Consider the following 26,593-nt stretch of genomic DNA (forward strand, 5'->3'; position numbering starts at 1 on the left):
AACTGGCCCACCATTTTCCAAGCACACAAAGGAATGCACATGCAGAAAAAAGCCCATCGGATTCTCAGTAGCGCCCTCGTCTCGACCCTGCTGCTCAGTGCCTGTTCTTCACTGGAGCCCAAGCCGAGTACCGAGGAGGAAAACCGTCAACGCATTCTTGCCGACCAGTCGCGCATGTATTCCGCCCAGGAACCGGTGACCGCGCCCCTGACCTTCTACGATGCGGCCGCCCGGGCCCTGAAATACAACCTCGACTACCGCTTGAAACTGATGGAAAGCGCCCTGGCCTCGGACTTGCGCGACGTCTCCAGCCACGAAATGCTCCCGCGACTGGTGGCCTCGGCCGGTTACGCCGGGCGCAACAATGACTCCGGCGGTACCTCGATCGGCATCGAAGACCGCCAAGTCAGCTTGCGGCCCTCGACCTCCGAAGAGCGTTATCGCCAGCTCTATGGACTGGGCCTGAGCTGGAGCCTGCTGGACTTCGGCGTGGCCTACTACCGTACCCAGCAGAAATCCGACCAGATCCTGATGGCCGAAGAGCGCCGGCGCAAAGTCGCGCAGAACGTCTTGCAGGACGTGCGCAATGCTTACTGGCGGGCCCTGGGCGCGCAACGGCTGATGCCGGAAGTCGACAAGCTGCTGATGCGCACCCACACCGCACTGACCTCAGCCCGCGAGGCCGAGCAACGGGGCCTGTTGCCGCAGCAGGAAATTCTCGCCTACCAGCGGGCCCTGCTTGATTCGATCTACCTGCTGACCGTGCGTCGCCAGGATCTGGAATTCGCCCAGGCCGAACTGGCAGCCCTGATGTCGCTGCCGCCGGGCTCGAAGATGGTCCTCGCCGACACCACGGATCCGCGCCTGCCGGAGGTCCGGCAGAGCATGGCTCAGCTCGAACAGCTGTCGTTGGAGCACCGTCCGGAAATCATGGAAGAGTGGTACCGCAAACGGGTCAACCAGAAAGACCTGGACATTGCCAAGGCGCAACTCTGGCCCAACGTCAGCGTGGACTTCGGTTATCGCTATGATTCCAACAAGTACCTGTACAACAGCGACTGGATGAACACCGGCGTGCAGGTGTCGATGAACCTGCTGCGCCTGCTGCAATTGCCGTCCCTCAACGCCGCGCAACAGTCCCAGAGCGAGACCGACGATACCCGGCGTGTCGCGCTGTCGATGGCGATCCTGACTCAGGTGCGGGTCGGCACCCTGCGTTATCAGTTGGCGCGTCAGGAGGTCGAGTTCACCGAGGAAAGCCTGCGGGTCGACCGCAGCCTGCTCGACTACGCCCAGGCGGCGAAAACTGGCGCCCTGGGTTCGGAACTGGAGGTGATTCGTTCCGAAGGCCGTTACCTGCTTTCGCGTTACCAGCGCGAGGCGGCGTTCTCCAGTGCCCAGGCGGCCTGGGGCCGGCTGTATAACTCGATTGGCCTGGACGTGCTGCCGAGCGAAATCGACAAGCACGACATAAAGACCCTGTCCCGGGAAATCCAGCGCACATTGAATGAACAGGAGCAGCAACGCCTGCTCATCACCCAGCAAGGAACGTCGAATGCGCAAAACCGCCCTTGAGTCCCTCGCCGGGGCTCTGTTGTTGGTCTGTCCACTGTTGTCGGTGCATGCCGACGACACACCCGCGCCGGAAAGCGCCAGCGCCAGCGCCATTCGCGTGTTGCTGGCCGCCGAACTGGAAACCACCCTGTCCAGCCAGATGAGCGGCACCTTGGCGGAGTTGCCGGCCGGGTTTGGCGAGCAGGTCAAGAAGGCCGAATTACTGGCCCGTTTCAACTGCAGCGAAGCCGACGCCCGCAGCAAGGTCGCCGCCGCCGAGCTGACCATGGCCCGGCAGAATCTGGAAGCCAAGAAGCAACTGCGCAAGCTCAATGCTGTGGGCGACATTGAAGTGTCGATGGCCAACACCGAAGTGCAAAAGGCCGACGGCGCCCGCGCGATGGGCCAGGCCCAGAGCGGTTACTGCCAGGTGCTGGCGCCGTTTTCCGGGCGCATCGCCAAGGTCTACGTCAAACCCTTCCAGACCGTCACCGCGGGTACGCCGCTGTTCGACCTGGTCAGCGACGGCGCACTGAAGGTGCGCTTGAATGTGCCGTCGACCCTGCTGAAAACCCTCAAGCCCGGCCTGCCGTTACAGGTCAACATCCATGAGACCGGCAAGAGCTATACGGCCACAATCAGCGCGATCAACTCGCGGGTCGATGCGGTGGCGCAAACCGTCGAGCTGGAAGCGCGCCTCGACAACAAATACCCGGAACTGATGGCCGGCATGAGCGGCACCGCGCGCTTCACCGAGGAAACGGCCCAGCACGACAGTTCCCAGCCATGACCATGAACGAGTCGTTGCCCCACCCTCACCTGCTGCTCGAGCTTGATGCCCTGCGGGACAAGGCGCTGGCCGCTGATACCCTGAATGCGCTGGCGTTCAGCATGGCCAATGACCTGTACCCGTTGCTCAAATTCCATCAGGCGCTGGTGTTCGCCGAGCGTGACAGGTCGCTGGAACTGCTTAACGTTTCCGGGCTGTCGCGGCCCAGCGAGGACTCGCCCTACCTGGTCTGGCTGCGCCGGGCCAGCCGCTGGGTTGCTGCTCAAGTGATGGAGGAGCCACTGTGGTTGACCCAGGACAGCAAGGCCCCGCCGGCGGACATCAGCGACGGCTGGAGTGAGTGGTGGCCGACCGGCCTGTGGTGCATTCCGATTGCCAATCAGCAGGGTCAGCGCCTGGGGCTGTTGCTGTTGTTGCTCGACCGCGAACCGCCGCCCGTGTTGTGGCAGCACCTCAAGGGCCTGGTGGGGACCTGGGGTTACTGCTGGGCGGCGCTGACTCGTCAACGCCGCCTGAGTCGCTGGCGCCCCAGTCGCCGACAGGCGCTCGTGACCCTGCTGCTGTTTGGCGCGCTGCTGTTTCTGCCTGTGCGGCAAACCGCCTTGGCGCCGACCGAAATCGTCTCCCGTCAGGCGCAGATCATCAGCTCGCCCATCGACGGCGTCATCGAACAGATCAAAGTCCGCCCCAACCAGCCGGTGGAACTCGGCACGCCGCTGTTCTCCCTCGACGAAACCACTTTGCGCAGCCGCGCCGAAGTGCTCGGCAAGGAAGTCGCGGTGGCCGACGCCGAACTGCTCGCCGCCAGCCAGCGCGCCTTTGACAACCCGCAAAGCAAAAGCGAACTGACCCTGCTCCAGGGCCGTGTCCAGCAACGCCGGGCCGAACTGGCGGCGGTGCAGGCGCAGCTCAAGCGCACCCAGGTCGTGGCGCCGCGTGCCGGGGTCGCCGTATTCAGCGACCCCAACGACTGGCTGGGCAAGCCGGTGGTCACCGGCGAGCGCATCATGCAGGTGGCTGACCCGAGCCAGCCGGCGATGCAAATCCAGTTGGCGGTGGCCGATGCCATCGCCCTCGAACCCGGGGCCGAGGTCACGCTGTTTCTCACCGCGTATCCATTGAGCCCGCTCAAGGGCACAATCCTTGAGACCAGCTACCAGGCCCGGCCCAGCGATGAGGGCGTGGTCGCCTACCGTTTGCTGGCAAGCATCGACGGCACGCCGGAACACGCGCGTCTCGGCTTGCACGGCACCGCCAAGCTGTATGGCGGCCGGGTGATGCTCGGCTATTACCTGCTGCGTCGGCCACTGGCGACGCTGCGCGCCTGGAGCGGTTGGTGATGCTCGATCCCGCCGATCTGCCGGTGCCACCGTTGCGCGAGGACCTGCGCCTGAGCGAAGCCGCCCATGGCAGCAATGGCGAACCGGCCTGGGTGATCCAGGACACGGTGATCAATCGCTTCTACCGCATCGGTTGGCTGGAGTTCGAATGCCTGCTGCGCTGGGGTCAATCGCCCCGGCAGATTAGCCAGCAGATCGGCGAAGGCACCGCGCTCAAGCCGGACGTTGAACAGGTCCTCGACTTCCGCCAATTTCTCGAGCAGCACCAGTTGCTGCGGGCCGGTCCTGCCGCCCTGGCGAAATTGCAAGCCAAAGGCGAAGAAGGCAGTTGGTTGAGCTGGCGCTGGTGGCTGCACCATTACCTGTTTTTCCGCATTCCGCTGCTGCGTCCGCAACAGCCGTTGCAGCACTTGGCTCGCGCCCTGGGCTGGTTGTTTCACCCGCTGACCGGGCTATTGGTGCTCGGCCTGAGCCTGCTGGGGATCATCCTCGTGCTGCAGCAGTGGGACGTGTTCACCCATGCCGTGGTCGAGTCATTTTCCACCGAGGGCCTGTTGAGTTTTGCCTTGGCGCTGATCGTCGCCAAGACCCTTCATGAACTGGGGCATGCGTTGGTGGCGACCCGACTGGGATTGCGTGTCGGGCACATGGGCATTGCCTTCGTGGTGCTGTGGCCAATGCTCTACACCGACACCGGCGAAAGCTGGAAGCTCAGCCGCTCACGCCAACGCCTGGCGATTGCTTCGGCGGGGATCATCACCGAGCTGTCGCTGGCCGGACTCTCCACACTGGGCTGGGCACTCTGTGATCCTGGCGCGCTGCGCAATGCCCTGCTGTATCTGGCGACCACCAGTTGGCTGCTGTCGCTGGCGCTGAATGCCAGTCCGTTCATGCGCTTCGACGGTTACTTCATCCTCTCCGACCTGCTGGATTTTCCCAACCTGCATGAACGCTCGTCGGCGCTGGCTCGGGTCACTCTGCGGCGCAATCTGTTGGGCTTGCAGGAAGCCTGGCCGGAGGCCTTCCCGCCACGACAACGCCGGCTGCTGGTGGCTTTTGCCATCGTCACCTGGCTATACCGGCTGGTGCTGTTCCTCGGGATCGCCCTGGCGGTGTACCTGTTCTTTTTCAAACTGCTGGGGATCATCCTGTTCATGGTCGAACTGTCCTGGTTTATCGCCATGCCGGTGCTGCGCGAGTTGAAGCACTGGTGGCAACAACGCGCCGCCGTGCCGGGTAAACGCAAGCTGCTGTTCTACGCAGCGCTGATACTGCTGCTCGGGGTTTTGGCGATTCCCTGGCATAGCCAGATCGATGGGGTGGGCGTCGCCCGCGCTGAGCAGCAACTGCGGGTCTATGCACCCTACCCGGCCCGGTTGCAGTCGATCCGCACGGGCGGCCCGGTCCAGGCCGGGGAGAATCTGGTGATACTCGACGAGCCGGACATCGCCTCGCGCCTGCGCAGCAGCGAAGCCAATGCCCGCAGCTATGCGGCGCGGTTATCGGGGTTGTTGGCCGATCCCGGTGGTCTGGCCGAGGATGCGGTGACCCGCCAGCGCCTCAACGTGCAATTCGAAGAGGCTCGCGCCGCTCGTTCGGAGATGGCTCGGCTGAACCTGCAAACGCCGTTTGCCGGAATCTGGATGGACGTCAATCCAGACTGGAAACCCGGCCAGTGGATCGGTCGCCAGGAGCCGCTGGGGATCCTGATCGACCCGCGCAGCTGGCAGGTCGATGCCTATGTCGCGCAAGACCAGGTCCATCGTATGGCGGTCGGTGACCCGGTGCGCTTCTACCCGGACGGCCAGGCCAGTCCGCTGCGCGGTCACGTCCTGCAGATCGGCAGCACCCGCGCCGGGCAACTGTCCCATCGCATGCTGTCGTCGCGTTTCGGTGGCCCGGTGGTGACCACCGACGCCGAGCACGCGCTGGTGCCGGGCAGCGCGCTGTTCCAGGTGTTGGTTCAACTGGATGAGCCCTTGCCGAGCCTGCGCGAAACTCGGGGGCATCTGAAGATCGAAGGCGAACGGCGCAGCCTGCTGGCCGACGGTGCCACTCACCTGGCGGCGGTGTTCATGCGCGAGAGCGGCTTCTGAACATCATCCCGCCACCATGAACACAATGATCGGCCCGCACACCGCCAACAGCACGTTGGAGATCGCATAGCACACGGTAAAGCCGATTACCGGGGTATTGCTGCCGGACTGTTCGATGATCTTGTTCATCGACGCCGCCTCGGTCTGTGCCCCGGCCAGGCCGCCAAACAGGACCATCGGGTGCAGGCGCAGCACATAGCGACCGAAATACAGGGCCACCAACGGTGGCAGGATAGTCACCACCGCGCCCGACACCAACAGCGCCAGGCCCTGTTCCTGCATCGCCGCAAAAGCTGCAGGACCGGCCAGCAGGCCGACCACTGCGCCGAAGGCGGTCAGGCCGAACTCGGAAAACGCCCACTGTGCCGCTGGCGGCAAGGCGCCGATTTCCGGATGCCGCGAGTTGTACCAGCCGATCACCAGTGCGGCGATCAACACCCCGCCGCCCACGCCGAGCTCCACCGGGATCATGCCGATATGGGTCGACAGCAGCCCGAGCAACGAGCCGATCACCATGCCCAGGGTGTGCATGGCGATGTCACTTTTGTAGTTGCTCTCGCGCACCCGGCCCAGACGCTTGGCCAACGCATCGACACTGGCAGTGCGCCCGGTGACGCTGATCACGTCGCCACGGCGCAGCACGGTGTTGGGCAACAGCGGCAGGTCATAGCCCTGGCGGGTGATGGAAATCAGGAAGCAACCGAGGCGCCGGGAGTTTTCCAGGTGTTCCCGCGCTTGATGGATGGTCTTGCCGGCAAACTCCTTGGACGTCAGGACGATGTCCGCCTGGCGGGTGGCAAACGACAACGACTCGGCGTGGTCGATTTCCGGCCCCACCCACTCTCCGAGGGTGCCGACTGCCTCGCGCAGCGCGTACACACCGACGATATCCCCGGCCATGAGCACGAAGCCCTCGTCGCGTTCGATCACCTGCCCGGCCCGCACCACCCGCTCGATGCTCAGGGATTCGTGTTGGCGCTCGAGATCGGCAATGCGTTGGCCGTTGGCCTGGCCCTCGACCGAGACCTGATGGGCGCGCACCACGATCCGCGTGTAAGGAATGCTGATCGCTTCTTCGTCCTTGGCGATGCCCAACTCCAGTTCCAGCTCTCGCGCCGAGGCCTTGAGGTCAACCCCGAGCAACTTCGGCGCAATGCTGCCGACAAACACAATCAGGCCGATGGTGCCGAACAGGTAGGTGATGGCGTAGGCGATTGCCATATGGCTGTTGAGTTGCGCCTTGGCTGCCTCATCGATAGTCAGTTGATTGATAGCGCTGGTGGCGGTGCCCATGATCGCCGTATCGGTCAGCGCGCCAGCGCCAAGGCCGGCGGTGAACCCGGCGTCAAAGTCGAAGATCGCGTTCATCAACAGGATCGCGCCCAGTGCCGTTGCGCAAAGCACAAACGACAACGCCACCAGCTTCAGGGTGCCGCGATTGAGGCTGCCAAAAAACTCCGGCCCGCTCTTGAAACCGACCGCGTAGATGAACATCACGAAGAACACCGACTTCAGACCCGCCGGCACCTCAAGGCCGATCTGGCCGATCAGCAGGCCCATGAGCAAGGCGCCGGCCACCGAGCCCAGATGGAAGCTGCCGATCTGGATTCGGCCGATCAGCACGCCCAAGGCGATGGCCAGGAATACCGCAATTTCTGGATTTGCACGCAGGGCGTGGAGGAAAAAATCGAGCATCCGTGTCACTCCTCATGCAATACATTCACCCGACCACTGCGCGCAGCCTTGAGCAGTTGCGCATGGTCACGTTCGGTCTGGTCGGCATAGAGCAAGGCAAAGTCGCCCACCGCTTCGTCGAACACCTCGCTTTTACCCAGGTAGCCGGAGATGGTCGCCGCGTCGCCGGACTTGGCATGGGCCCGTGCCAGGGTCAGGGCACAGAGCTCGGCGTAGCGTTCCAGCTGGGTGGCGCTGATGTTCTGCAGTGGCACTGACATCTTCATGTCGCGTAACTGCCGCACGAAGAAGTCATAGCCCCCGGGGCCGCGCACCCAGCCGAGGAAAATGTCGCTGGAGGACTGCATCAGGCGCTGCCCCATCACCACCCGCTGGCCTTGATTGTCAAACTGGCTTTTGCCTGCATAGGGCTCCAGCACCGAGCGGCAGGATTCCTTGAACTGCAGGATCAGCGGGTGGTTTTCCTCGGAAAACAACAACATGATGTAGCAGCGTGTACCGACGCTGCCGATGCCGACTACCTTGAGTGCGGCGTCGACCAGGCGATAGCGATCGAGCAGGACCCGGCGCTCGTCGCTGAGACTTTGCCGATACGCCGCCATGCCCTGATGCACCCGCACCATGAACTCGGGGTCCGCGACGTGCTGGATCACCGGCGGCTGGTCGACGATGCGCGGTTGGCCGGCGACCTGCCCGGCGATTTTCGGAAAGACGCTTTCCATGACCCGCTCGCGGGCACGCTCGAACAGTTGCTGGCGGAATTTCAGGGCCTTGGCGTCGGGTGCGGTATCGAGCAACTCCTGGGCATCGAGTCGGGAATACCAGACCTCCAGCGGTTTCATTTTCGAGAAGCGCCGCAGGTGTTCGCGGTAGGCGCGCGCACAGGCAATCGCGATCTTGCGCGCACGGGCGTCAGTCGCCCCACCGTCACGGGCGGCCACGGCAAAACTCACCACCAGGCGCTTGATGTCCCATTCCCAAGGCGCCGGAAGGGTTTCGTCGAAATCATTGAGGTCGAAGACCAGGTTGCGCTCGGGGGTGGCGAACAGGCCGAAATTCAGCAGGTGACAGTCGCCGCAGGCCTGCACCGTCACGCCGATATTCGGCCCTTTGGACAAGTCATGGGCCATCAGCGCTGCCGAGCCCCGCAGGAAAGTAAAGGGACTGCGCAACATTCGCCCGTAGCGAATCGGCACCAACTCCTGCAGGCGGTCACGATTGGATTGTTCGAGGATGGCCACGACGTCACGCTGTCGACCGGGCGCTTGCCACTTGGCATGCGCCTCCCGCGGGATTTGACTGCGCATACGTTTACCGTCATCGAGCCGTTCTTCCCGGGAACGGAATGTCGGGTGAGCTTGGTTTTCCTGCTCCGGCTTGCGTGAAGATTTGCGGGTGGATGCCATGATGCAGTCGTCTCCGATGCGCGGCGTTTGTGGCCCGCCCTGATTGGGCGCAGGCCGAATTGCTGGTTTCTTCACGCTAGCTGAAACTGGTGTTTTCACCAGCCTGCTGCTGGCGTTAATCCAATGGTTTTTCGGGTGAATACAGCGCCTGCCGGTATCGATTTCAGACACAGCGGTGGCTCGCTCAGGTAACTGAATTGGCGGACAAGCCGGGTAGGTTTGTTCTTCGGTTGGTCAATAGCGTGCAAGCGCCCTGTTCGATCAGGGCGAAAATCCTCGTTGACATCCCTCATCGAGCCCACGCATTATCCGGCAACACATTTTGGCAAGCGATCCTCCATGATCCGCATCACCGACTCCCTGCTGACCGACCCGGGCTTTATCGCCCAGGCTGTCGCATGCGTGTCGGTTGCCAATAAATCGAAGAAACAGTCGCTCATTTGACCGGGGCGCTGTCCCGTCAGATGAGCTGACAGGACACAAGGCACCCGGCGACCCCTCCCCCTGCTTGATTCCTATCACTCCTCTGACGACGACTCATCGGTCTGACTTGGGAGTACATGCATGTCTGATTTTCGCGGGATTTGGGTAGCGCTGGCCACGCCGTTTCGTTGCGGGCAGGTCGATTTCGAGGCGCTGCAGGGCTTGGTCAACAAGCTTCTCGCGGACGGCGTCAGGGGCCTGGTGGTGTGTGGCACCACCGGTGAAGCGGCGGCCATGAGCGAGGACGAGCAACTGGCGGTGCTGGATGCAGTGCTGCAATGGGCGCCTTCCAGCCAGGTGATCATGGGCTTGAGTGGCAACAATCTGCAGGACATCCTCGCTTTCCAGGAGCAGATCCAGCGCCGTGAGCTGGCAGGCCTGCTGGTGCCGGCGCCCTATTACATCCGCCCTTCGCAGCAAGGTCTGGAGGCCTTTTTCAAGCGTGTGGCGGATGCGTCGTCGGTGCCGCTGGTGCTCTACGACATTCCTTATCGCACCGGTGCGCGGATCGAGCGCGACACGCTGCGGCGAATCGTGCGCCATCCGAACATTGCGGCGGTGAAGGACTGCGGCGGCGATATCGAGACGACCCTGGCGTTGATCGCCGACGGTCAGGTCGAGGTGCTGACGGGCGAGGACATCCAGATTCTCGGCCACCTGGCCCTGGGCGGCGCCGGGGCGATTTCGGCGTCGGCCAATGTTCACGCGAATCTGTATGTGCAGTTGATGCAACAGATGGAGCACGGTGAACTGGCTGCGGCGCGTGCCAGCTTCCGGCAATTGTTACCGTGGATCCAGATCGCCTTCGCCGAGCCTAATCCTGCGGTGGTCAAGGCTGCCCTGAGTGTCCAGGGCTTCATGGCCAACGAACTGCGCGAGCCGATGCAGGTGTGTGGGGCGATGACTCTGGAGCGCTTGCGGCCGGTGTTGCAGGGGTTGGTGGTTTGATGTGCCCCATCGCTGCGCTGCGACGATTCGACAAGCCAGCTCCCACCGGTCTTGGGCCAGGTACAAATGCCGTGGCGCTCAATCCGAACTGGCCTTCGGTATCGCCATCCGGCTCCCGGCCTTGACCTCGCGCAGGGCCAGGCTCGACTGGATCGAGGCGATGCCGACCTGGCGCCGTAGCACTTGTTCGATGAAATCGCTGTAGCTATCGAGGTCTTCGGCCAACACTTGCAGGACGTAGTCGGAATCGCCGGTGATTTTGTGGCAGGCCAGCACTTGCGGCAGTTGCTTGATCACCGCTTCAAAGGCATCGGGGGCATGGTCGGCGTGGGTGGAAAAGCGGATATGCACGAAGGCCATGATATCCAGCCCGAGCATGCGTCGATCGAGGTTAGCCTGATAGCCCTTGATCACCCCCGCCTCCTCCATTCGTTTGCGCCGGCGCCAGCACGGCGTAAGGCTCAGGGACAGACGCTCGCTGAGTTCGGCATTGGAGATACTGGCGTCTTCCTGCAGCAGTTCAAGAATCGCCAGATCAGTTTCGTCGAGGCTGATGCGTTTGGAATTTCTTTTCTGCATGACCCTATCCGTTAGAAATATTGCCCTGAATTCCTGCAATAGCCTAAAGATAAAGCAAAGAAAGCGCACCCCGAGCAGAACAAAATAGTTGCACTGGCTCACAACAATGGATGCGCACGATGTTTACAGTTTTCAGCGATTCCCACCGCTTGCACCACGGCACCGAACTGAAAGACGGCGTGCTCAAGCCCTCCTTCGAACAGCCCAGCCGCGCCGACACCGTGCATGCCCGGGTCAAGCAGGTCGGGCTGGGGCAGATCATCGAGCCGCGCGCGTTCGACCGTGCCTGCTATGTGAACGCCCATAGCGAGCGCTACGTAACCTTCCTCGAAAACGCCTGGACCGAATGGACCGCCACCGGTCGCACCCACGATGCCCTGCCGCTGGTGTGGCCGGTGCGCGACCTCGCCAACGAGCATGTACCGGAATTCATCGACGGCAAGCTGGGCTTCTATGCCATGGACGCGGGTTCGCCGATCACCGCCACCACCTGGCAAGCGGTGCGCACCAGCGCCGATATCGCCCTCACCGGCCTGGCGTTGCTCGACGAAGGCCATGACAGCGCCTTCGCCCTGTGCCGCCCACCCGGCCACCACGCCGCCCGCGAGTACATGGGCGGCTATTGCTACCTGAATAACGCCGCCATCGCCGCCCAGCAGGCGATCACCCGCGGGGCGCAAAAGGTCGCGGTGTTGGACGTCGACTTCCACCACGGCAACGGCACGCAGAACATTTTCTACGGACGCAATGACGTGCTGTTCGTCTCGCTACACGGCGAACCGGCGGTGTCCTACCCCTACTACTCGGGCTACCGCGATGAGCGTGGCAGCGGCAAGGGCGAAGGTTTCAACCTCAACTACCCTTTGGCGAAAAACACCAGCGGCGCCGCCTACCGTGAAGCGCTGGTCGATGCCTGCCGCAAACTGCAGGCGTTTGCTCCTGAAGTGCTGGTGATTTCCCTGGGCGTCGACACCTTCAAGGACGATCCCATCAGCCACTTCCTCCTCGAAAGCGAAGACTTCATCGGCATCGGCGAGCTGATTGCCGGCGTTGGCTGCCCGGCTTTGTTCGTCATGGAAGGCGGCTACATGGTCGATGAGATCGGCATCAACGCGGTCAACGTGCTGCATGGCTACGAGAGCAAACGCGGCTGATCCTGGCCGTCTGTGTGATCAGCCATTCCAACAATAAAGCGCTTCAACCCCTCTACTGCCAAAACTCAAAATCATAAAATCAAGAGGTTTTGCAATGAACACACATTCCTCAGGACGGGCTGAACAGCCTGCGCTGCAGCGTACGCTGAGCAATCGTCATATCCAGTTAATGGCCATGGGTGGCGCCATCGGCACCGGCCTGTTCATGGGCTCCGGGAAGATCATCGCGCTCTCCGGCACCTCGATCATCCTGATCTACATGATCATCGGCCTGTTCGTGTATTTCGTCATGCGCGCCATGGGCGAACTGCTGCTGTCCAACCTCAAGTTCAAGACCTTCGCCGACTTTGCCGGCGCTTACCTCGGGCCTCGCGCAGCGTTTTTTCTCGGCTGGTCGTACTGGCTGAGCTGGAGCGTCGCGGTAATCGGCGATGCAGTGGTGGTCGGCGGTTTCTTCCAGTACTGGTTTCCGGACGTGCCGGCGTGGATCCCCGCGATTGGCATGCTGCTTACCCTGTTCGCTCTCAACGTGCTCACCGTACGGCTGTTCGGCGAAGTGGAGTTCTGGTTTGCGATCATCAAGATCATTGCCGTGTTGACCCTGATCGGCGTCAGCCTGGTACTGATCGCCAGTTCGTTCGTCTCGCCGACGGGTGTCACCGCCTCGCTCAACCACTTGCTGGATAAACAGGCGGCCTTCCCCAATGGCCTGTTCGGCTTCTTCGCCGGCTTCCAGATGGCGATCTTCTCGTTCGCCGGCACCGAGCTGATCGGTACCGCCGCCGCGGAAACCCGCGCCCCGGAGAAAACCCTGCCCAAGGCGATCAACTCGATTCCGCTGCGGATCATCCTGTTCTACGTGTTGGCCCTGGGCTGCATCATCGCCGTGACCTCCTGGCAGCAGGTGTCACCGAGCAAGAGCCCGTTCGTTGAGCTGTTTCTGGTCGCCGGTTTTCCCGCCGCCGCCGGCATCGTCAACTTCGTGGTGCTGACCTCGGCGGCGTCCTCGGCCAATAGCGGGGTGTTCTCTTCAAGCCGCATGCTGTTCGGCCTGGCCAGTCAAAACAACGCGCCACGGATTTTCCGGCGTCTGTCGGGCAACAGCGTGCCGCTGCTGAGCCTGGCGTTCACCACGGTGTTGATGCTGATTGGCGTGCTGTTGCTGTTCATCGTCCCGGAAGTCATGACCGCGTTCACCATCGTCTCCACCGTGTCGGCGATCCTGGTGATCTTCACCTGGTCGACCATCCTCGCCTCGTACATCGCCTACCGCAAACGCAGGCCCGACCTGCACGCGCAGTCGATCTACAAAATGCCCGGCGGCGTGCCGATGGCCTGGTTCACCCTGGCGTTCCTCGGCTTCGTCCTGTGCCTGCTGGCGTTGCGACCCGATACGCGGATTGCGTTGATGGTGATGCCGGGCTGGTTTGTGTGGTTGGCGATTGCCTATCAGTTAAGCCATTTCAAGCGCTCGAAAACGGCGACAGGTTCAGCTGGGCAGTTCAGCTGAAACCCGAGGTACTGCGTGCTGTCTGGATGCACGCAGTGGTCCAGGGTTCATCGCCAGCAGGCATGGACAGTCAGAGAATCAGGCAAGTATTCCAGCGCAATGCACTTCAGCGCACAGGGAAGGTTCTGGACAATGGGCGTCAGTCAAACGCCCCGCTTCACAGGACTCAAACCATGTCGCAAAACCCTCAATCCAGCCCCCAGTCCTCCTGGGGCGCGGTGTCCGCCATGTCGCTCGCCGCCTTTGCCCTGGTCGCCTCGGAGTTCATGCCGGTCAGCCTGTTGACCCCGATTGCCGCCGATCTGCAGGTCAGCGAAGGACAGGCCGGCCAGGGCATTGCCGTGTCCGGATTGTTCGCCCTGATCACCAGCTTGCTGATCGCCTCGGTGGCGGCACGGGTCGATCGCAAGAAGCTGCTACTGTCCCTCACTCTGTTGATGATCGTTTCCGGCAGCGTCGTTGCCTTCGCCCCCAACTACACGACCTTCATGCTTGGCCGCGCGTTGATCGGGATCGCCATCGGCGGCTTCTGGTCGTTGTCGGCAGCCACCGCCATGCGCCTGGTCCCGGCCGGCGAAGTGACCCGGGCCCTGGCCATCGTCAACGGCGGCAACGCCCTGGCGACAGTGATCGCCGCGCCGCTGGGCAGCTACCTCGGTGCGTTGATCGGCTGGCGTGGGGCGTTTCTGTGCGTAGTCCCGGTTGCCCTGCTTGCCAGCCTGTGGCTGCTGGTCAGCATGCCGGCGATCAAAACCCCGACCGTGGCAGCCAGCGGCAACCTGTTGCGGCTGATGAAACGTCTGCCGGTGGCCTTGGGCATGCTCGCCGTCAGTGTGTTCTTCATGGGCCAGTTCATGCTCTTTACCTACCTGCGCCCGTTCCTGGAAAGCGTCACCCAGGTCAGCGTCTCGATGCTCTCGCTGATGTTGCTGGTGCTCGGGGTTGCAGGCCTGGCGGGAACCTTCCTGATTGAAGCTTTCGTGAAAACCAGCCTGTTCCGCACCCTGGCGGTTATTCCGCTGCTGATGGCGGTGATTGCCCTCGCACTGATTTCGTTTGGCAGCTCGGCATTGGGCACCACGCTGCTGCTTGGACTCTGGGGCCTGGTGGCCACGGCCGCGCCGGTCGGCTGGTGGACATGGCTGGCCCGCACTCTGCCGGATGACGCCGAAGCGGGTGGCGGACTGATGGTGGCGATCATCCAGTTGGCGATTGCAGCCGGCGCCACCGTGGGTGGGTTGCTGTTCGATTTCAGCGGCTACCGCGCGACCTTTGAAGTGAGTGCGCTGTTGCTGCTGATCGCGGCGGGACTGGCAGTGCTGGCGAGTGGGAGCTCGCCTGCTAGCGATGAAGTCAATGCGGTGTAGCCGACTTACCCTCGCCAACGCTTACGCGCATGCAGGTAAGCCGCCAGATCGCTGTAGCCCAACTGCTCGGCAATCTGCGTACGACTATTGCCCTGCAACTCCAGGTACTGCTCCAACTCGGCGCGCACCTGGTCCAGCAGATGGCGGAAGGTCAAACCTTGCTCTTCCAGGCGGCGGCGCAAGGTCCGTGGGCTCTGGTGCAGAATCTGCGCCTGAGTCTCCAGGCTGGGTGCCTGGCCGGCCAGCAATTGCTGGCGGATGCCCTGCGCCACCCTGCCCGCCCAGCCGCTGAGGCGCTGCTGCTGGGCCAGGCGCCGGTCAAGCTCCTGGCGCAGTACCTCCATCATCCCGGCATTGTGGGTCTGCAGCTCAATCTTCAGACTCGAGCGCGGGTAATACAGGCGGTTGTACCCGCAATCGAACTGGACAGTGTCGCCGAACCATTGTGTGTATTGCGCGTGATAAGCCGGACGCGGATGGGCGAAACAGGCGCGTGCAGGCACCAGCGTCACGCCGGTACCCAAGCGCTGCACGCTGAGGGACATCACGCAGTAGTGCTCGACCACATAACGCACCAGGTTGGGTGGCGCGTCGATGCGCAGTTCCACCCCCAATTCATCGCCCTCCTCGATCAGCACGATGCTGTCCATGTCCGAGGCCAATGGCGCATAGCGCGCCCAGAAATGAATCGCCTCCTCTAGGTCGGTGCTGTACAGGCAAGCGTGGGCCAGCACATGCCAATCCTGGCGGCTGAAATGGCCGAACAGGTGCAGGCCGATTGCCGGATCGTGGACGGCGGCCCTGGCCCAGAGTTGCTCCAGCGCGACCATGCTGTAGTTGCTGCGCAGTTGCGCGCTGCGGCTTTGCAGGTAGCGCTCGAGCACCCGACCCAGCGGACCACGGTGAAAGTGTTCCGGCGCGGGGTTGGCCGGTTCTCGGGGGATTCTGTCCGTTTCGCGCATAGCAGGTGCAGGACTCATGGTTTCTTATTGGGGGGCATTGCCATTATCGGTCGCAACCAGAGAGTGCCATGAATACAACAACAATAACCAACAGTCCGATCCCGATCATCGCCGCCATCCTGATCGCTTTCATCCTCCTCGAAATCACCTGCGCCTGCTTTCGCCAACCCCGTGGCCAGCGGCGTGATGTGATCATCGAAATCCTCGGCTCCGGCTTGCTGATGGGCGTGACCCTGCCGCTGGTGACCTTCCTTAGCAGCGCCCTGCTCGGCTATTTCGCCCCGCAACTGAAAGGCAGCCTCAGCGGCCTGCACTGGACGCTTGGCCTCGCCCTGTTCCTGGTGCTCGACGACATGACCCAGTACTGGTGGCATCGTCTCAGCCACAAGGTGCCCTTCCTTTATTCGCTGCACCGCGCCCACCACTCGGCGCCCTATATGAGCATCCGCATCGTTTACCGCAACAACAGCTTCTACTACCTGTTGATGCCCGGCCTGTGGTTCTCCGGCATGCTGCTGTACATGGGCCTGGCCCCCGTGTATTTCGGCTACCTGATCGTCAAGATGCTGGTGATTTTTGCCGCCCACAGCAGCGTGCCCTGGGACGACAAGCTGTACCGCATCCGCCTCCTGCGCCCGTTGATGTGGCTGCTGGAACGGACCTTCTCCACTCCCGCTACCCACTCCGCCCACCACGGCCTGAACGCCGACGACGGGGTCACCCACTACAAAGGCAATTTCGGCAACTTGCTGTTCTTCTGGGACGTGCTGTTCGGCTCGGCGAAAATCACTCGCCGCCGTCCCGAGCAGTACGGCATTGAAAACATGCGCCCGGTGACCTGGCAGGAAGAACTGTTCTGGCCGCTGGCCCGCCGGAAAAAAACCAAAGTGCCTCAAGCCACCACCGGGGAGTTCGCCAAATGAGCCTGAACATCGTGTTGATTGCCGGCTCCAGCCAGGTTGAAAGCCAATCGGCAAAAGTCGCCGACTACCTCGCCGGACGCCTGCAAGCCCTGCAGCTATGCGCCACACCAAAGATCATCGACCTAGGCCGCGCGCCCCTACCGTTATGGCCGGCCAAGGACGACCAGGGCATCTGGGCCGACCATGGTGCCCTGCTGCGCGAAGCCGATGCACTGGTGGTGCTAAGCCCGGAATGGCACGGCATGGCCTGTCCGGCGCTGAAGAACCTGTTCGTCCACGCCGGCTACCGCGAGCTTGGCCATAAACCGGCGCTGCTGGTGGGGATTTCCGCGGGCCAGGGCGGCACCTACCCACTGTCCGAGTTGCGCGCGTCGAGCTACAAGAATTGCCGCATTTGCTACCTGCCCGAGCAACTGATCGTGCGTCAGGTGGAATCGGTGATGAACGGCGCCGACGCCATCGATGTCGAAGACAGGAGGATCCGCCACCGTGCCGACTGGTCGCTCAAGGTCCTGGCCGAGTATGCGGGGGCAATGGCCGGGCTGAATCAACGGCTCAGGCCGGACGATCCGGAGTTTGCCAATGGCATGTGAACAGGCGCACTGATGAACTACCCCTGCACCCCTGACGGTCGTTACTTCGTGGTCAAGGGCCAGCTCTGGCGCTGTTCCAATCCGGCGCTGGATGAAGCGCTGCGCCAACAACTGGTCAATCAGTTGATGGACGCACGGCGGGCGGTGAAGGCGGCGAAAAAATCGGAGGATCCCGAACAGCTGGCGGGGGCACGCGCCGCAGTGGATCAGGCCAAGGTCGCGCTGGGGGAGCGCGGGCCGGTGTGGTGGGACGATGGCAGCCCTGACTTCAATCAACGCCAGGTCCGCCACACGCCTTACGCGGATTGGTACCAGTCACTTGGTCTGTGAAGCGCTGCGTTCGCGAGTGGCCAGCCAGCAGATCAGCGAACCCACCGTCACCAGCACCGCCCCCTGCCAGAATTGCAGGGTCAAACTGGCGCCCAGCCACACGGCAGCAAAAGCCGACGACAGCACCGGCGCCGAATAGGACGCGGTCGCCAGCAAGGTCAGGTTGCCGCGAATGATGCCGATATTCCACAGCGCATACCCGCCGGCCATGGCAATCCCGGCGGCCAGTAGCTGCAGGCCGCCGCCCAAGGTGAAGGCCGGCAGCACTTCGCTGCTGAAGCCGTACTTGATCCACAACAGCGCGGCAGTGACGATAAAGAACAGCCCCACCAGGCTTTGCCCGCCGGCATAGCGCCGGGTGACGTTGCAGTAAAGGGCGAAGGTGATCGCGCAGGCCAGCGCCAGGCTGTAGCTCAGCGGGTTGGATGCAACGTTGGCCATGATTGCGGGCAATGACAGGCCATTGCCACTGACCACCCAGACAATCCCGAACAGCGCCAGCACGGTGCCGGGTACGATGATCCAGCGCGCCTTCTGCCCATTCATGACAATCGCCAGCAACACCGTCAGGCACGGCCAGAGGTAATTCACCACCCCCAGCTCGATCGCCTGATTGCTGTTGCTCGCATAGCCCAAGGCCAGGGACAGGCACACCTCATAGGCAACGAACAACGCCGTGCCGATGATCAGGTAGAAGGATGAAGTGGAACGCAGGCGCGGGCGTCCCAGGAACATCACCAGCATTATCGCGCCGAGGCTATAGATCAACGCCGCCCCGCCCAAGGGGCCGAATATTTCGCTGACGCTCCTGATTAATCCGGAAGCCGTGCTCCATAAAAGAATTGCCACCAACCCACAAGCCGTGGCGGCGCGTTCACCTTTGATCTGCATAGCGCCCTCAGGGCAAAAGATGCCGAGTCTAACAAAGCGGGAGGCGGCATTTCGCGGACTTTCCACCCGCCTGTTCTAGACTGCAGTGACCTGACTTAACCAAGGACACCCGAATGCCCGGTCGCAAGCCGCCAGCGCTCATTATCGATCCTCTCAGCGTACCGACTGCGGGCAAACCCATCAGGGGCCGAGCCACCTTTCGCCTGATTGTCAGTTTCATGCTGGCGGTGATCATCGCCTTTCTCGCCGTCGAGGGCTGGCGCACCTGGCGCGACTACCGCGCCGCCTTCGCCACTGCCCGGGATTCGGTGACCAACCTGGCGCGGGCCACCGCCCAGCACGCCGAAGACACCATTCGCCAGATGGATGTGCTGACTGCCGCCCTGGCCGAGCGGGTCGAAGGCGACGGTTTGCAGAGCATCAATGTGCAACGCATCCACAAGTTGCTGGTGTTGCAATCGACCATCATGCCGCAGTTGCATGGGCTGTTTATCTACGGCCCGGACGGGCAATGGATAGTCACCGACAAAGAGGCGATTCCCGATCCAGCGAACAACGCCGACCGCGATTATTTCCAGTACCACCGCAGCCATGACGACCGCAGCATGCGCATCGGCCAGGTGGTCAAGAGCCGCTCCACCGAGGACCTGATCATTCCAATCTCGCGGCGCCTGAACAATCCCGATGGCTCCTTCGCCGGTGTGTTGCTGGGCACGGTCAAGGTCAGTTATTTCGTCGACTACTACGGCGATTTCAAGATTGATGACAAGGGCGCGTTGGTCTTGGCGCTGCGCGACGGCACGATTCTGGTACGGCGGCCCTTCCTTGCCGATGTGGTGGGCAAGAGTCTGGCGCAGAGCGAGATCTTTCAGCGCTACCTGCCGCTGGCGGATCAGGGTTTCGCCGAGGTCAAGGCGGTGGTGGACGACACTGAGCGCCTTTACGCCTACCGCGCCCTGCAGTCCTATCCGCTGGTGATCGAGGCCGGACTGTCGCGTGAGTCGATCATTGCGCCCTGGCGCGCAGATCTGCTGAAGACCGGAATCGTGCTGCTGTCGCTGATTACCGCGTTCGGCATTTTCGGCCTGATCGTGCTCAGCCAGTTGCGCCAAAGAATGCGCATTGCCCGGGAGTTGCGTCGCGCCCACCAGACCCTGCACGACATGGCGCTGACTGACAGCCTCACCGGCCTGGGCAACCGACGCTGGCTCGACAGTGCACTGGAGGATGAAATTCGCCTGGCGCAACGCCAGGGCTCGGCGCTGTCATTGATCATGCTCGATGTCGATCACTTCAAACGCTACAACGACCGCTACGGGCATGCCGCCGGCGACGACTGTTTGAGCGCGGTAGGTGGCGCGATCCATGAGGCGATCAGGCGCCCGAGCGACCTGGCCGCGCGCTACGGCGGCGAAGAATTCACCGTGCTGCTGCCCAACACCGACAGCAGCGGCGCCCTGCAGGTCGCCGAGGATATCTTGCAGGCAATTCGCGCCCTGGAAATCGAACACTCGGCGCACCCCTTGGGCAAGGTCACCGCCAGCGCCGGCGTCACCACCTGCCAGCCGAGCCGCGAGAGCGTCAGCCCCGCCTCCCTGTTGAAAGCGGCGGATGCCTGCCTGTACGCAGCGAAACGCGCCGGGCGTAATCGTTGTTGTGTGGATGCCGCCTGAAGTTGACACAAACCCAGAGAGAGCGCCGCCCCCCCCTTGTAGGAGCGAACCTGCTCGCCAAGGCGTGGGTACTGACGGTGCGAGGCTTGGATCGCCTCGCTGCCTAATGCGCTATGTATTCCTACAGTAACTAAGCTATAAGTTCTAAGCCGACCGTTGGCCCGCCGAGGAACGAGGACTCGATGACAGTAAATACAAGGATCTTGCCAGCGTTGGCGATTGTGCTGGCAAGCATGCCCGCGTTGGCGGATGACGGAGGCATCAGCTTCTGGCTGCCCGGGCAATTCGGTGCGCTTGCCGCAGTGCCGACCACGCCGGGCTGGAGCCTGCCGCTGATCTATTACCACGTCAGTGCCAGCGACGACCGCAACAAGGCCGCGCCACGGGGCGGCCGCACCACCTTTGGCCTGGATGCCAGCGCTGACCTGTTGTTCGCCAGCCCCACCTACACCTTTGCCGAACCGCTACTCGGTGCCCAGGCCGCGATCTCGGTGATTGCTGCCGTGGGTCGCAGTGAAGCCAGCGTCGACCTGACCCGCACCGGCCCCGCCGGACGGGGTTTCTCCGGCGGCACCGACGATGCGCTCAAGGGCGGCAGCGACATATATGGCCTGGGCACGCTGAAGTGGAACTACGGCGTGCACAACCTGATGGTTTACAGCATGGGCAACCTGCCGGTGGGCGCCTACGATCCTGATCGCCTGGTGAACATCGGCTTGGGGCACGCAGCGCTGGATGCCGGTGGCGGCTACACCTATTTCGACAAGGAAAACGAGTTCTCCGCGGTCATGGGTATGACCTACAACTGGGAGAATTCCGACACCCATTACCAGAACGGCATCGACGCGCACCTCGATCTCAGCGCCTCGCACTTCATCACCGACCAGACCCAACTAGGGCTGGTGGGCTATGTGTTCCATCAGGTCACCGGCGACAGTGGCAGCGGCGCGACCCTCGGTGATTTCAAATCCCGGGTCAGCGCCATCGGTCCCCAGGCCGGGCATTTTTTCAAGGTTGGCAAGGATATGTGGTACGTCAACCTCAAGGGTTATTACGAGTTCGACGCGCAGAACCGGCCGGATGGTTGGAACAGTTGGGTGACGCTGGTGGTGCCGTTGGGGGATTAAGCGGTATTTCTTGTTGCATCACCGCGATCCCCTGTGGGAGCGGGCTTGCCCGCGATGGCAATCTGTCTGATGGACCGCCATCGCCGGTAAGCCGGGTCTCATTCACACAGCCAATCAGCCAGCCGATCCATCAACCGATCACAAGCGGCCATCTGCTCGACACTGACAAATTCATCGGGCTTATGCCCCTGCTCCATACTCCCGGGCCCACAGACCACCGCCGGGATTCCTGCCTGGTCAAACAACCCACCCTCGGTGCCAAAGGCCACAGTGCTGAAGGCATCACTGCCACATAGCTGAGCCAACAGCCGCGCCGCCGGGCTGTCGGCGGAAGTCGCCAGGCCCGGATAGGCCGACAGCGGCTCGAATTGAATCGAGGTGTCGGGCTGCACGGCCTGCATCGCGGGCAACAATGAGCTTTGGGCGTACTGCTGTAATTCGTCGACCACCGCTTGCGGCGCAAAATCCGGCAAGGCGCGGATCTCAAAATCGAAACGGCAATCGGCAGGCACGATGTTCAACGCCGTGCCGCCCTCTATCACCCCGACCTGCACCGTGGAGTACGCCGGGTCGAATCGCTCGTCGCGCAACGAAGGTTCGGCCAGGGTGGCGCCAATCTCATCGAGCCGGCCAATCAGCCTCGCAGCCTGGGCGATGGCGTTCACCCCAGAAGGCGCGTAGGCCGAATGACAGGCAGCGCCGCGCACATGGCACCGCATCGCCAGTTTGCCCTTGTGCCCGAGCACCGGCGTGAGTTCGGTGGGCTCGCCAATCAGGCACAGCGCCGGCGCGACGATTCGCTGCGGCAAAACCTCGAGCAAACTGCGCACACCCAGGCACCCCACCTCCTCGTCATAGGACAATGCCAGATGCACCGGGCGACGCAGGTCGGCGGCGAGAAACATGGGCACAGCGGCCAACACCGAGGCGATGAAGCCTTTCATGTCGGCGGTACCACGGCCGAACAACTTGCCGTCGGCCTCGCTCAGGCAAAACGGCTCGACCGTCCAGGCCTGGCCGTCCACCGGCACCACGTCGGTGTGCCCGGACAACACCACCCCGCCGGCTACCGCCGGGCCAATCGAAGCGAGCAGATTGGCCTTGGTCCGCTCGCGGTTATAGATTAACTCGCACGCCACGCCCAGGCTGTGCAGGTGGTCACCCACGAACTCGATCAGCCCCAGGTTGGAATCACGGCTGACCGTGGCGAAGCCAACCAGTTTTGCGAGCAGCGCGCGACTGCGCAGCTCACTCATCACCGGGCACCCCGTAGCTGGGTGCCAGGGTCGGGTTGAGGGCACGGGTCAAGTAGTCCTGCAGTTGCGGCTGATAAGCGCGCCACAGCTCAGCCAATTGTCCGATGGGATCTTCGTCGGCCCAATCGACCCGCAAATCCACGATTGGCCAGGTCAGGTCCTCGACCACCGACAACGCCGCCGAATGCACACTGCCGGCTTCGCCACCGGCCGCTTGCCCGGCTTGCAAGGCGCTTAGCAGCCGTGCGGCGAGACAGCCTTCGCTTTGCTCGAACGCCGCCACCATGGCCTCGATCACCGCACGATCGGACAGCAGATTGCCGGCCGCCACACACTGCTCGCCAGCCAGTGCATGGTAGGTGCCCAGTGCCTGGCTGCCGCTGAACAGCGCGGTGCGGCCCTGAGCATCAATCACCGCGACCTGCCGGTACTGGCTGTAGCCATTGCGCGTGAGTGCGTGATCCAGCGCCTGGGCCGGCGCCGAACCCGAAGCCAGGCCGTCAAGGATCTGCGGACCGAGCGCCGGCAGGGTAATGTTCTGGCTCGACACCGCCCCTACCCCGGCCCGAAGCCAGGGGCAACGGGCGCCGACGGCAATGCTCGAGGAACTGATGGCAATCCCCAGTTGCCCGGTTTCAGCACAGCGGCCGACGATGGAAAAGGTCATGACACTCTCCTTATTCGGGGATGACAGCGATCACATCGATTTCCATCAGCCACTGCGGCTGTCCGAGGGCGCTGACCACCAGCCCGGTGGAAATCGGGAACACGCCCTTGAGCCACTTGCCGACTTCCTGATAGACCGGCTCGCGGTAGCGCGGGTCGATCAGGTAAGTGGTGGTCTTGACGATATGACTGAGGTCGCTGCCCGCCTCCTCCAGCAACTGCTTGACGTTGCGCATCGCCTGTTCGGCCTGGGCCCGGGGGTCACCAAGACCCACCAGTTGCCCGTCGAAATCGGTGCCGACCTGACCGCGCACGTACACCGTGTTGCCGGCGCGCACCGCCTGGCACAGGTCGTTGTCCAGGGTCTGGTTGGGGTAGGTATCTTTGGTATTGAACATGCGGATGCGGGTGTGAGTAGGCATCAACGGACTCCCATGAGGCTGGCAGGCTGAATCAGTGAAATGATTGATTGCTCGGCGTCGGCCTGGCGTTGTCCGGCATCGCGGTAGGCCAGATAGCTGCGCTGCTTCACGATGTGATCGGCGATGTGCTTGGCGTCGTGCCAGACACCCCAGATGAAGGCCGAACCCCGGCGTGACTGCCACGGCAGGCCGACAAAGTAGACCCCCGGCTCGCTCGACACGCCACGCTGGTGCTGCGGTTTGCCGTTGTCCTTGAAGGCATCGACTTGCAGCCAGCTGTAATCGACCGAGTATCCGGTGGCCCAGATAATCGTGCTGACGCCAGCCGCGTGCAGGTCGAGCTCGAGGATCGGCTGGGTCACACACACGGGATCGGGCAACATCTGCCGCGCTTCCGGCTCCAGCGGCAGGTCGAGGCCGTTGCGGGCGATGTAGGCATCGGCGGCGTCGAGCAGCGCCAGGTAGTTTTCGTCGCCGCGAGCGATGTTCTCCGCCAGATTCTCCGCGAAGCTGACCACGCCGCCGTCAATGGCGCGGGTCAGGCCGACCAGGGTCATGCCCTGCTGGGCCAGCCGGCGGAAATCAATGGTCTCGCCGCCACGGGCACCGCTGACGGCGATGGTCACGTGTTCCTTGCCCGGTTGCATGGCCTCGGCGTCCCAGTCGCCGAGTACACCCAGCCACCAGCAGAAATCGCGGTTGCGATAGCTGCGCGGCGGGCGATCGTGGGCACCTACCGAGAGATACACCTGCTTGCCGGCGCGCTGCAGTTCATCGGCAATCTGCACCCCCGACGAACCGGCACCTACCACCAGTACCGCGCCGTCGGCCAGTTGCCCGGGGTTGCGGTATTGGGCTGAATGGATCTGCGTGACCCCGGTGATTTCGCCAGCAATCGGCGGAATCACCGGGCACTGGAATGGCCCGGTAGCCACCACCAGATGCCGGGCTTCGATCACCCCAATGCTGGTCTGCACGGTAAAGCCTGGACGCGCGGCGTTGCGCTGGACGTTTTGCACCTCGACCCCGGTGCGAATCGGCGCGTTGATTTTCCGCGCATAGGCTTCGAAGTACTCGGCCACCTGCTCTTTCGAAGCGAAGGCATCCGGATCGAGGCCGGGAAATTCCATGCCCGGGAACCGGTCGTGCCAGGCCGGACCATTGGCCACCAGCGAATCCCAGCGCGCCGTGCGCCAGGCCTCGGCAATGCGCTTGCGCTCCACCACCAGGTGCGGCACGCCGAGCTTGCCCAGGTGCTCACTCATGGCCACGCCGGCCTGGCCGGCACCGACAACGAGGGTATCGATTTGGATTTTTTCAACTGTCATGTCTGCGCACTTCTGAAAGTTGGTGGGGTGTTGGGCGCATTCTGTTCGGGGCGGGGGTTTAGCGAAATGATGATTTATGTAGTTGCGGGCAAGGAAAAAGCTGGGGGGTGTTTGCTGCATCGGGCGATAGCGGCCTAAGCGTGTACGCATCCATTCCTGCGGTAACGGGGGCGGTGGATCAAGATCAAGAACCAGATCAAGAGCCAAAGCACAGCGACCTGGCGGTCGGCTTGTTCCTACTGATCCGCCGTCTGCATCCCCGCCCGGCTTGGTCGTGCCAGGGCATGGGTGAAGAAGTGGCCGGCTTCGGTGATGAGGTTGCGGTGGATGTCGGCGCGGTCGACGCCGTCGGGGTCGGTGCACAGGGCCGGCATGCTTTGGGTTTGGGCTTCGTTGCAGGGGGCCATGAAGATGAAGTGGCCGGCGCCGGCCAGGAGTTTGAAGTTGGGGGCGGTGGGGAGTTTGCGCGCCAGGGCGGCGGCGTTTTTGTCGACGGCGACCAGTTGGTCGCCGTCGCCGCTGTAGAGCAGTACCGGGACGTGGACCCCGGACAGGGTCTGGCGGCCGAATTTCAGGCTCAGCGGTGCCATGAGCATGAGTGCATGAACCCTGGGGTCGGCCACCGGTTGCAGGTCGTCGCGGTCGGCAATGAGTTCGCCTTGGGTATTGCAGGCGTCGTGATCGGCCGGGCGCTCCTGGCAGTAGCGGCGCAAGCGGTCCAGGTCAGGGGTGGCGCCAGACAGAATCAGCGCAGTTTCGCCGCCGGCGGAGTAGCCGATCACCCCGACCTGCTCGGGATTGACGAATGGCGCCAGCATCGGGTCGGCGAGGGTCGCGGTGATGGCTTCGGAAATCTGGATCGGCCGTCCGTAAAGGTTACTCAAGGTGCCAAGACGGCTGTGGTCGGTGGAATTGTCGCCGGGGTGAATTACCGCCACCACCACGAAGCCCTTGCGCGCCAGCGAGGTGGCCAGGTCATGCAGGGCGAGCGGCGTGCCGGTGTTGCCGTGGGACAGCATCAGCATCGGGAAGCGGCCGATGGCGACACGCGCATCTTGCGTGGCCTCGACCTGATAGCCCTCAAGCGTGCTCGAGTGCTCGATACCGGTAGAGGGATAAAAGGCAATCGCCCCCATTGGTTGCAGGTCCAATGGGTCAAGAAAGCTCAGGTGGTGGTAGCCGACACTCCAGTGCGGGTGCGGTGCGGGCGCGGCGTGCACCGAATTCAGGCTGCCGAGTAGGCAGAACAGTAACAACGCCCACAGACGTGACATGGGAAGCCCCAGCGTAATACCCGAGTGATTAACCGTGTGTCCACAATCGCGGGGTTCAGCCGAGATGACAACGGTGCCATCCGCCAGTGCTGCATAAGCCGGGCCAATGTCCGGGATGGCGTGAAAATGGCACTCATGAAAAAACTCCGCGCTCGAATCGTTTTACTCTCGATCCGGGCGCGGAGTCCAGTGGTTACAGCCGCTGCGGCTGAACCTTTTACCGGCA

23 protein-coding genes are annotated in these 26,593 nt (G+C 62.8%); 13 read left to right on the forward strand and 10 right to left on the reverse strand.

Features of this window, described 5'->3' with window-relative positions; translation table 11 throughout:
* Positions 1–39: 39 nt before the first annotated feature.
* From NR126_RS01315 to NR126_RS01330, 4 genes are read left to right on the forward strand one after another with little or no spacing between them, the layout of a single operon-like run.
* Positions 40–1,575: a TolC family protein gene (locus tag NR126_RS01315; protein ID WP_027620964.1), complete on the forward strand. Its 1,536-nt coding sequence runs from the start codon at positions 40–42 to the stop codon at positions 1,573–1,575.
* Positions 1,556–2,344, forward strand: a complete 789-nt coding sequence (locus tag NR126_RS01320) for an efflux RND transporter periplasmic adaptor subunit (RefSeq protein WP_256829510.1) — start codon at positions 1,556–1,558, stop codon at positions 2,342–2,344. Before NR126_RS01315 ends, NR126_RS01320 begins: the two co-directional genes overlap by 20 nt.
* Positions 2,341–3,684 carry an efflux RND transporter periplasmic adaptor subunit gene (locus NR126_RS01325; RefSeq protein ID WP_027620962.1) on the forward strand — a complete coding sequence of 448 codons (1,344 nt, stop codon included), beginning with the start codon at positions 2,341–2,343 and terminating at the stop codon, positions 3,682–3,684. The genes NR126_RS01320 and NR126_RS01325 overlap by 4 nt, the downstream gene beginning before the upstream one ends.
* Positions 3,684–5,780 (forward strand): HlyD family efflux transporter periplasmic adaptor subunit, encoded by a 2,097-nt coding sequence (locus NR126_RS01330; RefSeq protein WP_105754180.1) that lies wholly within the window; start codon positions 3,684–3,686, stop codon positions 5,778–5,780. The genes NR126_RS01325 and NR126_RS01330 overlap by 1 nt, the downstream gene beginning before the upstream one ends.
* Positions 5,781–5,783: 3 nt before the next feature.
* Here the strand turns inward: NR126_RS01330 and aspT are convergent, their stop codons facing one another.
* Positions 5,784–7,475, reverse strand: a complete 1,692-nt coding sequence (aspT, locus tag NR126_RS01335; protein ID WP_256829512.1) for an aspartate-alanine antiporter — start codon at positions 7,473–7,475, stop codon at positions 5,784–5,786.
* A gap of 5 nt (positions 7,476–7,480) precedes the next feature.
* Positions 7,481–8,881 carry a DUF2252 domain-containing protein gene (locus NR126_RS01340; RefSeq protein WP_256829513.1) on the reverse strand — a complete coding sequence of 467 codons (1,401 nt, stop codon included), beginning with the start codon at positions 8,879–8,881 and terminating at the stop codon, positions 7,481–7,483.
* A 564-nt stretch (positions 8,882–9,445) separates the two neighbouring features.
* Here NR126_RS01340 and dapA point away from each other — a divergent pair.
* The gene (dapA, locus tag NR126_RS01345; protein ID WP_256829514.1) at positions 9,446–10,312 is read left to right on the forward strand and encodes a 4-hydroxy-tetrahydrodipicolinate synthase; all 867 of its coding nucleotides are present in this window, start codon (positions 9,446–9,448) and stop codon (positions 10,310–10,312) included.
* A 78-nt stretch (positions 10,313–10,390) separates the two neighbouring features.
* On the opposite strand, the gene NR126_RS01350 is transcribed toward dapA, so the two are convergent.
* Positions 10,391–10,891, reverse strand: a complete 501-nt coding sequence (locus NR126_RS01350; protein ID WP_027620957.1) for an Lrp/AsnC family transcriptional regulator — start codon at positions 10,889–10,891, stop codon at positions 10,391–10,393.
* Between the two features lie 119 nt (positions 10,892–11,010).
* Here NR126_RS01350 and NR126_RS01355 point away from each other — a divergent pair, with 119 nt between their 5' ends.
* From NR126_RS01355 to NR126_RS01365, 3 genes are all read left to right on the forward strand, one after another.
* Positions 11,011–12,045, forward strand: coding sequence for a histone deacetylase family protein (locus tag NR126_RS01355; protein WP_256829515.1), 1,035 nt, complete (start codon positions 11,011–11,013; stop codon positions 12,043–12,045).
* Between the two features lie 94 nt (positions 12,046–12,139).
* On the forward strand, positions 12,140–13,555 hold the full coding sequence (locus NR126_RS01360) for an amino acid permease (RefSeq protein WP_027620955.1): 1,416 nt from the start codon (positions 12,140–12,142) through the stop codon (positions 13,553–13,555).
* Between the two features lie 173 nt (positions 13,556–13,728).
* Positions 13,729–14,922 (forward strand): MFS transporter, encoded by a 1,194-nt coding sequence (locus NR126_RS01365; protein ID WP_256350776.1) that lies wholly within the window; start codon positions 13,729–13,731, stop codon positions 14,920–14,922.
* Positions 14,923–14,927: 5 nt separating this feature from the next.
* Here the strand turns inward: NR126_RS01365 and NR126_RS01370 are convergent, their stop codons facing one another.
* Positions 14,928–15,884 (reverse strand): AraC family transcriptional regulator ligand-binding domain-containing protein, encoded by a 957-nt coding sequence (locus tag NR126_RS01370; RefSeq protein WP_256829638.1) that lies wholly within the window; start codon positions 15,882–15,884, stop codon positions 14,928–14,930.
* A gap of 68 nt (positions 15,885–15,952) precedes the next feature.
* Here NR126_RS01370 and NR126_RS01375 point away from each other — a divergent pair, with 68 nt between their 5' ends.
* The 3 genes from NR126_RS01375 to NR126_RS01385 are packed head-to-tail and all read left to right on the forward strand — an operon-like array spanning position 15,953 to position 17,730.
* Positions 15,953–16,807 carry a sterol desaturase family protein gene (locus NR126_RS01375; protein WP_256829516.1) on the forward strand — a complete coding sequence of 285 codons (855 nt, stop codon included), beginning with the start codon at positions 15,953–15,955 and terminating at the stop codon, positions 16,805–16,807.
* Positions 16,804–17,400, forward strand: coding sequence for an NADPH-dependent FMN reductase (locus NR126_RS01380; RefSeq protein WP_027620951.1), 597 nt, complete (start codon positions 16,804–16,806; stop codon positions 17,398–17,400). Before NR126_RS01375 ends, NR126_RS01380 begins: the two co-directional genes overlap by 4 nt.
* Before the next feature lie 12 nt (positions 17,401–17,412).
* Positions 17,413–17,730, forward strand: coding sequence for a hypothetical protein (locus NR126_RS01385; protein ID WP_256829518.1), 318 nt, complete (start codon positions 17,413–17,415; stop codon positions 17,728–17,730).
* On the opposite strand, the gene yddG is transcribed toward NR126_RS01385, so the two are convergent.
* Positions 17,716–18,621 carry an aromatic amino acid DMT transporter YddG gene (yddG, locus tag NR126_RS01390; protein WP_027620949.1) on the reverse strand — a complete coding sequence of 302 codons (906 nt, stop codon included), beginning with the start codon at positions 18,619–18,621 and terminating at the stop codon, positions 17,716–17,718. The two genes, NR126_RS01385 and yddG, sit on opposite strands and share 15 nt — an antisense overlap.
* A gap of 113 nt (positions 18,622–18,734) precedes the next feature.
* Here yddG and NR126_RS01395 point away from each other — a divergent pair, with 113 nt between their 5' ends.
* Both NR126_RS01395 and NR126_RS01400 read left to right on the forward strand, forming a co-directional pair.
* Positions 18,735–20,294 carry a sensor domain-containing diguanylate cyclase gene (locus NR126_RS01395; RefSeq protein WP_027620948.1) on the forward strand — a complete coding sequence of 520 codons (1,560 nt, stop codon included), beginning with the start codon at positions 18,735–18,737 and terminating at the stop codon, positions 20,292–20,294.
* Between the two features lie 182 nt (positions 20,295–20,476).
* Positions 20,477–21,421 carry a transporter gene (locus NR126_RS01400; RefSeq protein WP_033866483.1) on the forward strand — a complete coding sequence of 315 codons (945 nt, stop codon included), beginning with the start codon at positions 20,477–20,479 and terminating at the stop codon, positions 21,419–21,421.
* A 98-nt stretch (positions 21,422–21,519) separates the two neighbouring features.
* Here the strand turns inward: NR126_RS01400 and argE are convergent, their stop codons facing one another.
* The 5 genes from argE to NR126_RS01425 all read right to left on the reverse strand — a co-directional run bounded on the left by argE (position 21,520) and on the right by NR126_RS01425 (position 26,367).
* Positions 21,520–22,677 carry an acetylornithine deacetylase gene (gene argE, locus NR126_RS01405; protein ID WP_027620946.1) on the reverse strand — a complete coding sequence of 386 codons (1,158 nt, stop codon included), beginning with the start codon at positions 22,675–22,677 and terminating at the stop codon, positions 21,520–21,522.
* A complete protein-coding gene (locus NR126_RS01410) occupies positions 22,670–23,344 on the reverse strand; it encodes a DUF1028 domain-containing protein (protein ID WP_027620945.1) in 675 nt (224 codons plus the stop codon). The genes argE and NR126_RS01410 overlap by 8 nt, the downstream gene beginning before the upstream one ends.
* Before the next feature lie 10 nt (positions 23,345–23,354).
* Positions 23,355–23,765 carry a RidA family protein gene (locus NR126_RS01415; RefSeq protein ID WP_003182257.1) on the reverse strand — a complete coding sequence of 137 codons (411 nt, stop codon included), beginning with the start codon at positions 23,763–23,765 and terminating at the stop codon, positions 23,355–23,357.
* Positions 23,765–25,093 carry an NAD(P)/FAD-dependent oxidoreductase gene (locus NR126_RS01420; RefSeq protein ID WP_256829520.1) on the reverse strand — a complete coding sequence of 443 codons (1,329 nt, stop codon included), beginning with the start codon at positions 25,091–25,093 and terminating at the stop codon, positions 23,765–23,767. Before NR126_RS01420 ends, NR126_RS01415 begins: the two co-directional genes overlap by 1 nt.
* A gap of 236 nt (positions 25,094–25,329) precedes the next feature.
* Positions 25,330–26,367, reverse strand: a complete 1,038-nt coding sequence (locus tag NR126_RS01425) for a dienelactone hydrolase (RefSeq protein WP_027620943.1) — start codon at positions 26,365–26,367, stop codon at positions 25,330–25,332.
* Positions 26,368–26,593 lie beyond the last annotated feature (226 nt).

Source organism: Pseudomonas sp. Pse1 (assembly GCF_024519635.1).
Lineage (GTDB): Bacteria > Pseudomonadota > Gammaproteobacteria > Pseudomonadales > Pseudomonadaceae > Aquipseudomonas.

What these genes read in the sequence shown, in the direction of transcription:
- NR126_RS01410 (WP_027620945.1), bottom strand. Translation starts at nt 23,344, where the DNA reads ATGACCTTTTCCATCGTCGGCCGCTGTGCTGAAACCGGGCAACTGGGG.
- NR126_RS01315 (WP_027620964.1), top strand. Translation starts at nt 40, where the DNA reads ATGCAGAAAAAAGCCCATCGGATTCTCAGTAGCGCCCTCGTCTCGACC.
- NR126_RS01385 (WP_256829518.1), top strand. Translation starts at nt 17,413, where the DNA reads ATGAACTACCCCTGCACCCCTGACGGTCGTTACTTCGTGGTCAAGGGC.
- argE (WP_027620946.1), bottom strand. Translation starts at nt 22,677, where the DNA reads ATGAGTGAGCTGCGCAGTCGCGCGCTGCTCGCAAAACTGGTTGGCTTC.
- dapA (WP_256829514.1), top strand. Translation starts at nt 9,446, where the DNA reads ATGTCTGATTTTCGCGGGATTTGGGTAGCGCTGGCCACGCCGTTTCGT.
- NR126_RS01375 (WP_256829516.1), top strand. Translation starts at nt 15,953, where the DNA reads ATGAATACAACAACAATAACCAACAGTCCGATCCCGATCATCGCCGCC.
- NR126_RS01355 (WP_256829515.1), top strand. Translation starts at nt 11,011, where the DNA reads ATGTTTACAGTTTTCAGCGATTCCCACCGCTTGCACCACGGCACCGAA.
- NR126_RS01420 (WP_256829520.1), bottom strand. Translation starts at nt 25,093, where the DNA reads ATGACAGTTGAAAAAATCCAAATCGATACCCTCGTTGTCGGTGCCGGC.
- NR126_RS01360 (WP_027620955.1), top strand. Translation starts at nt 12,140, where the DNA reads ATGAACACACATTCCTCAGGACGGGCTGAACAGCCTGCGCTGCAGCGT.
- NR126_RS01340 (WP_256829513.1), bottom strand. Translation starts at nt 8,881, where the DNA reads ATGGCATCCACCCGCAAATCTTCACGCAAGCCGGAGCAGGAAAACCAA.
- NR126_RS01425 (WP_027620943.1), bottom strand. Translation starts at nt 26,367, where the DNA reads ATGTCACGTCTGTGGGCGTTGTTACTGTTCTGCCTACTCGGCAGCCTG.
- NR126_RS01350 (WP_027620957.1), bottom strand. Translation starts at nt 10,891, where the DNA reads ATGCAGAAAAGAAATTCCAAACGCATCAGCCTCGACGAAACTGATCTG.
- NR126_RS01415 (WP_003182257.1), bottom strand. Translation starts at nt 23,765, where the DNA reads ATGCCTACTCACACCCGCATCCGCATGTTCAATACCAAAGATACCTAC.
- NR126_RS01400 (WP_033866483.1), top strand. Translation starts at nt 20,477, where the DNA reads ATGACAGTAAATACAAGGATCTTGCCAGCGTTGGCGATTGTGCTGGCA.
- NR126_RS01370 (WP_256829638.1), bottom strand. Translation starts at nt 15,884, where the DNA reads ATGCGCGAAACGGACAGAATCCCCCGAGAACCGGCCAACCCCGCGCCG.
- aspT (WP_256829512.1), bottom strand. Translation starts at nt 7,475, where the DNA reads ATGCTCGATTTTTTCCTCCACGCCCTGCGTGCAAATCCAGAAATTGCG.
- NR126_RS01325 (WP_027620962.1), top strand. Translation starts at nt 2,341, where the DNA reads ATGACCATGAACGAGTCGTTGCCCCACCCTCACCTGCTGCTCGAGCTT.
- NR126_RS01395 (WP_027620948.1), top strand. Translation starts at nt 18,735, where the DNA reads ATGCCCGGTCGCAAGCCGCCAGCGCTCATTATCGATCCTCTCAGCGTA.
- NR126_RS01380 (WP_027620951.1), top strand. Translation starts at nt 16,804, where the DNA reads ATGAGCCTGAACATCGTGTTGATTGCCGGCTCCAGCCAGGTTGAAAGC.
- NR126_RS01330 (WP_105754180.1), top strand. Translation starts at nt 3,684, where the DNA reads ATGCTCGATCCCGCCGATCTGCCGGTGCCACCGTTGCGCGAGGACCTG.
- NR126_RS01320 (WP_256829510.1), top strand. Translation starts at nt 1,556, where the DNA reads ATGCGCAAAACCGCCCTTGAGTCCCTCGCCGGGGCTCTGTTGTTGGTC.
- NR126_RS01365 (WP_256350776.1), top strand. Translation starts at nt 13,729, where the DNA reads ATGTCGCAAAACCCTCAATCCAGCCCCCAGTCCTCCTGGGGCGCGGTG.
- yddG (WP_027620949.1), bottom strand. Translation starts at nt 18,621, where the DNA reads ATGCAGATCAAAGGTGAACGCGCCGCCACGGCTTGTGGGTTGGTGGCA.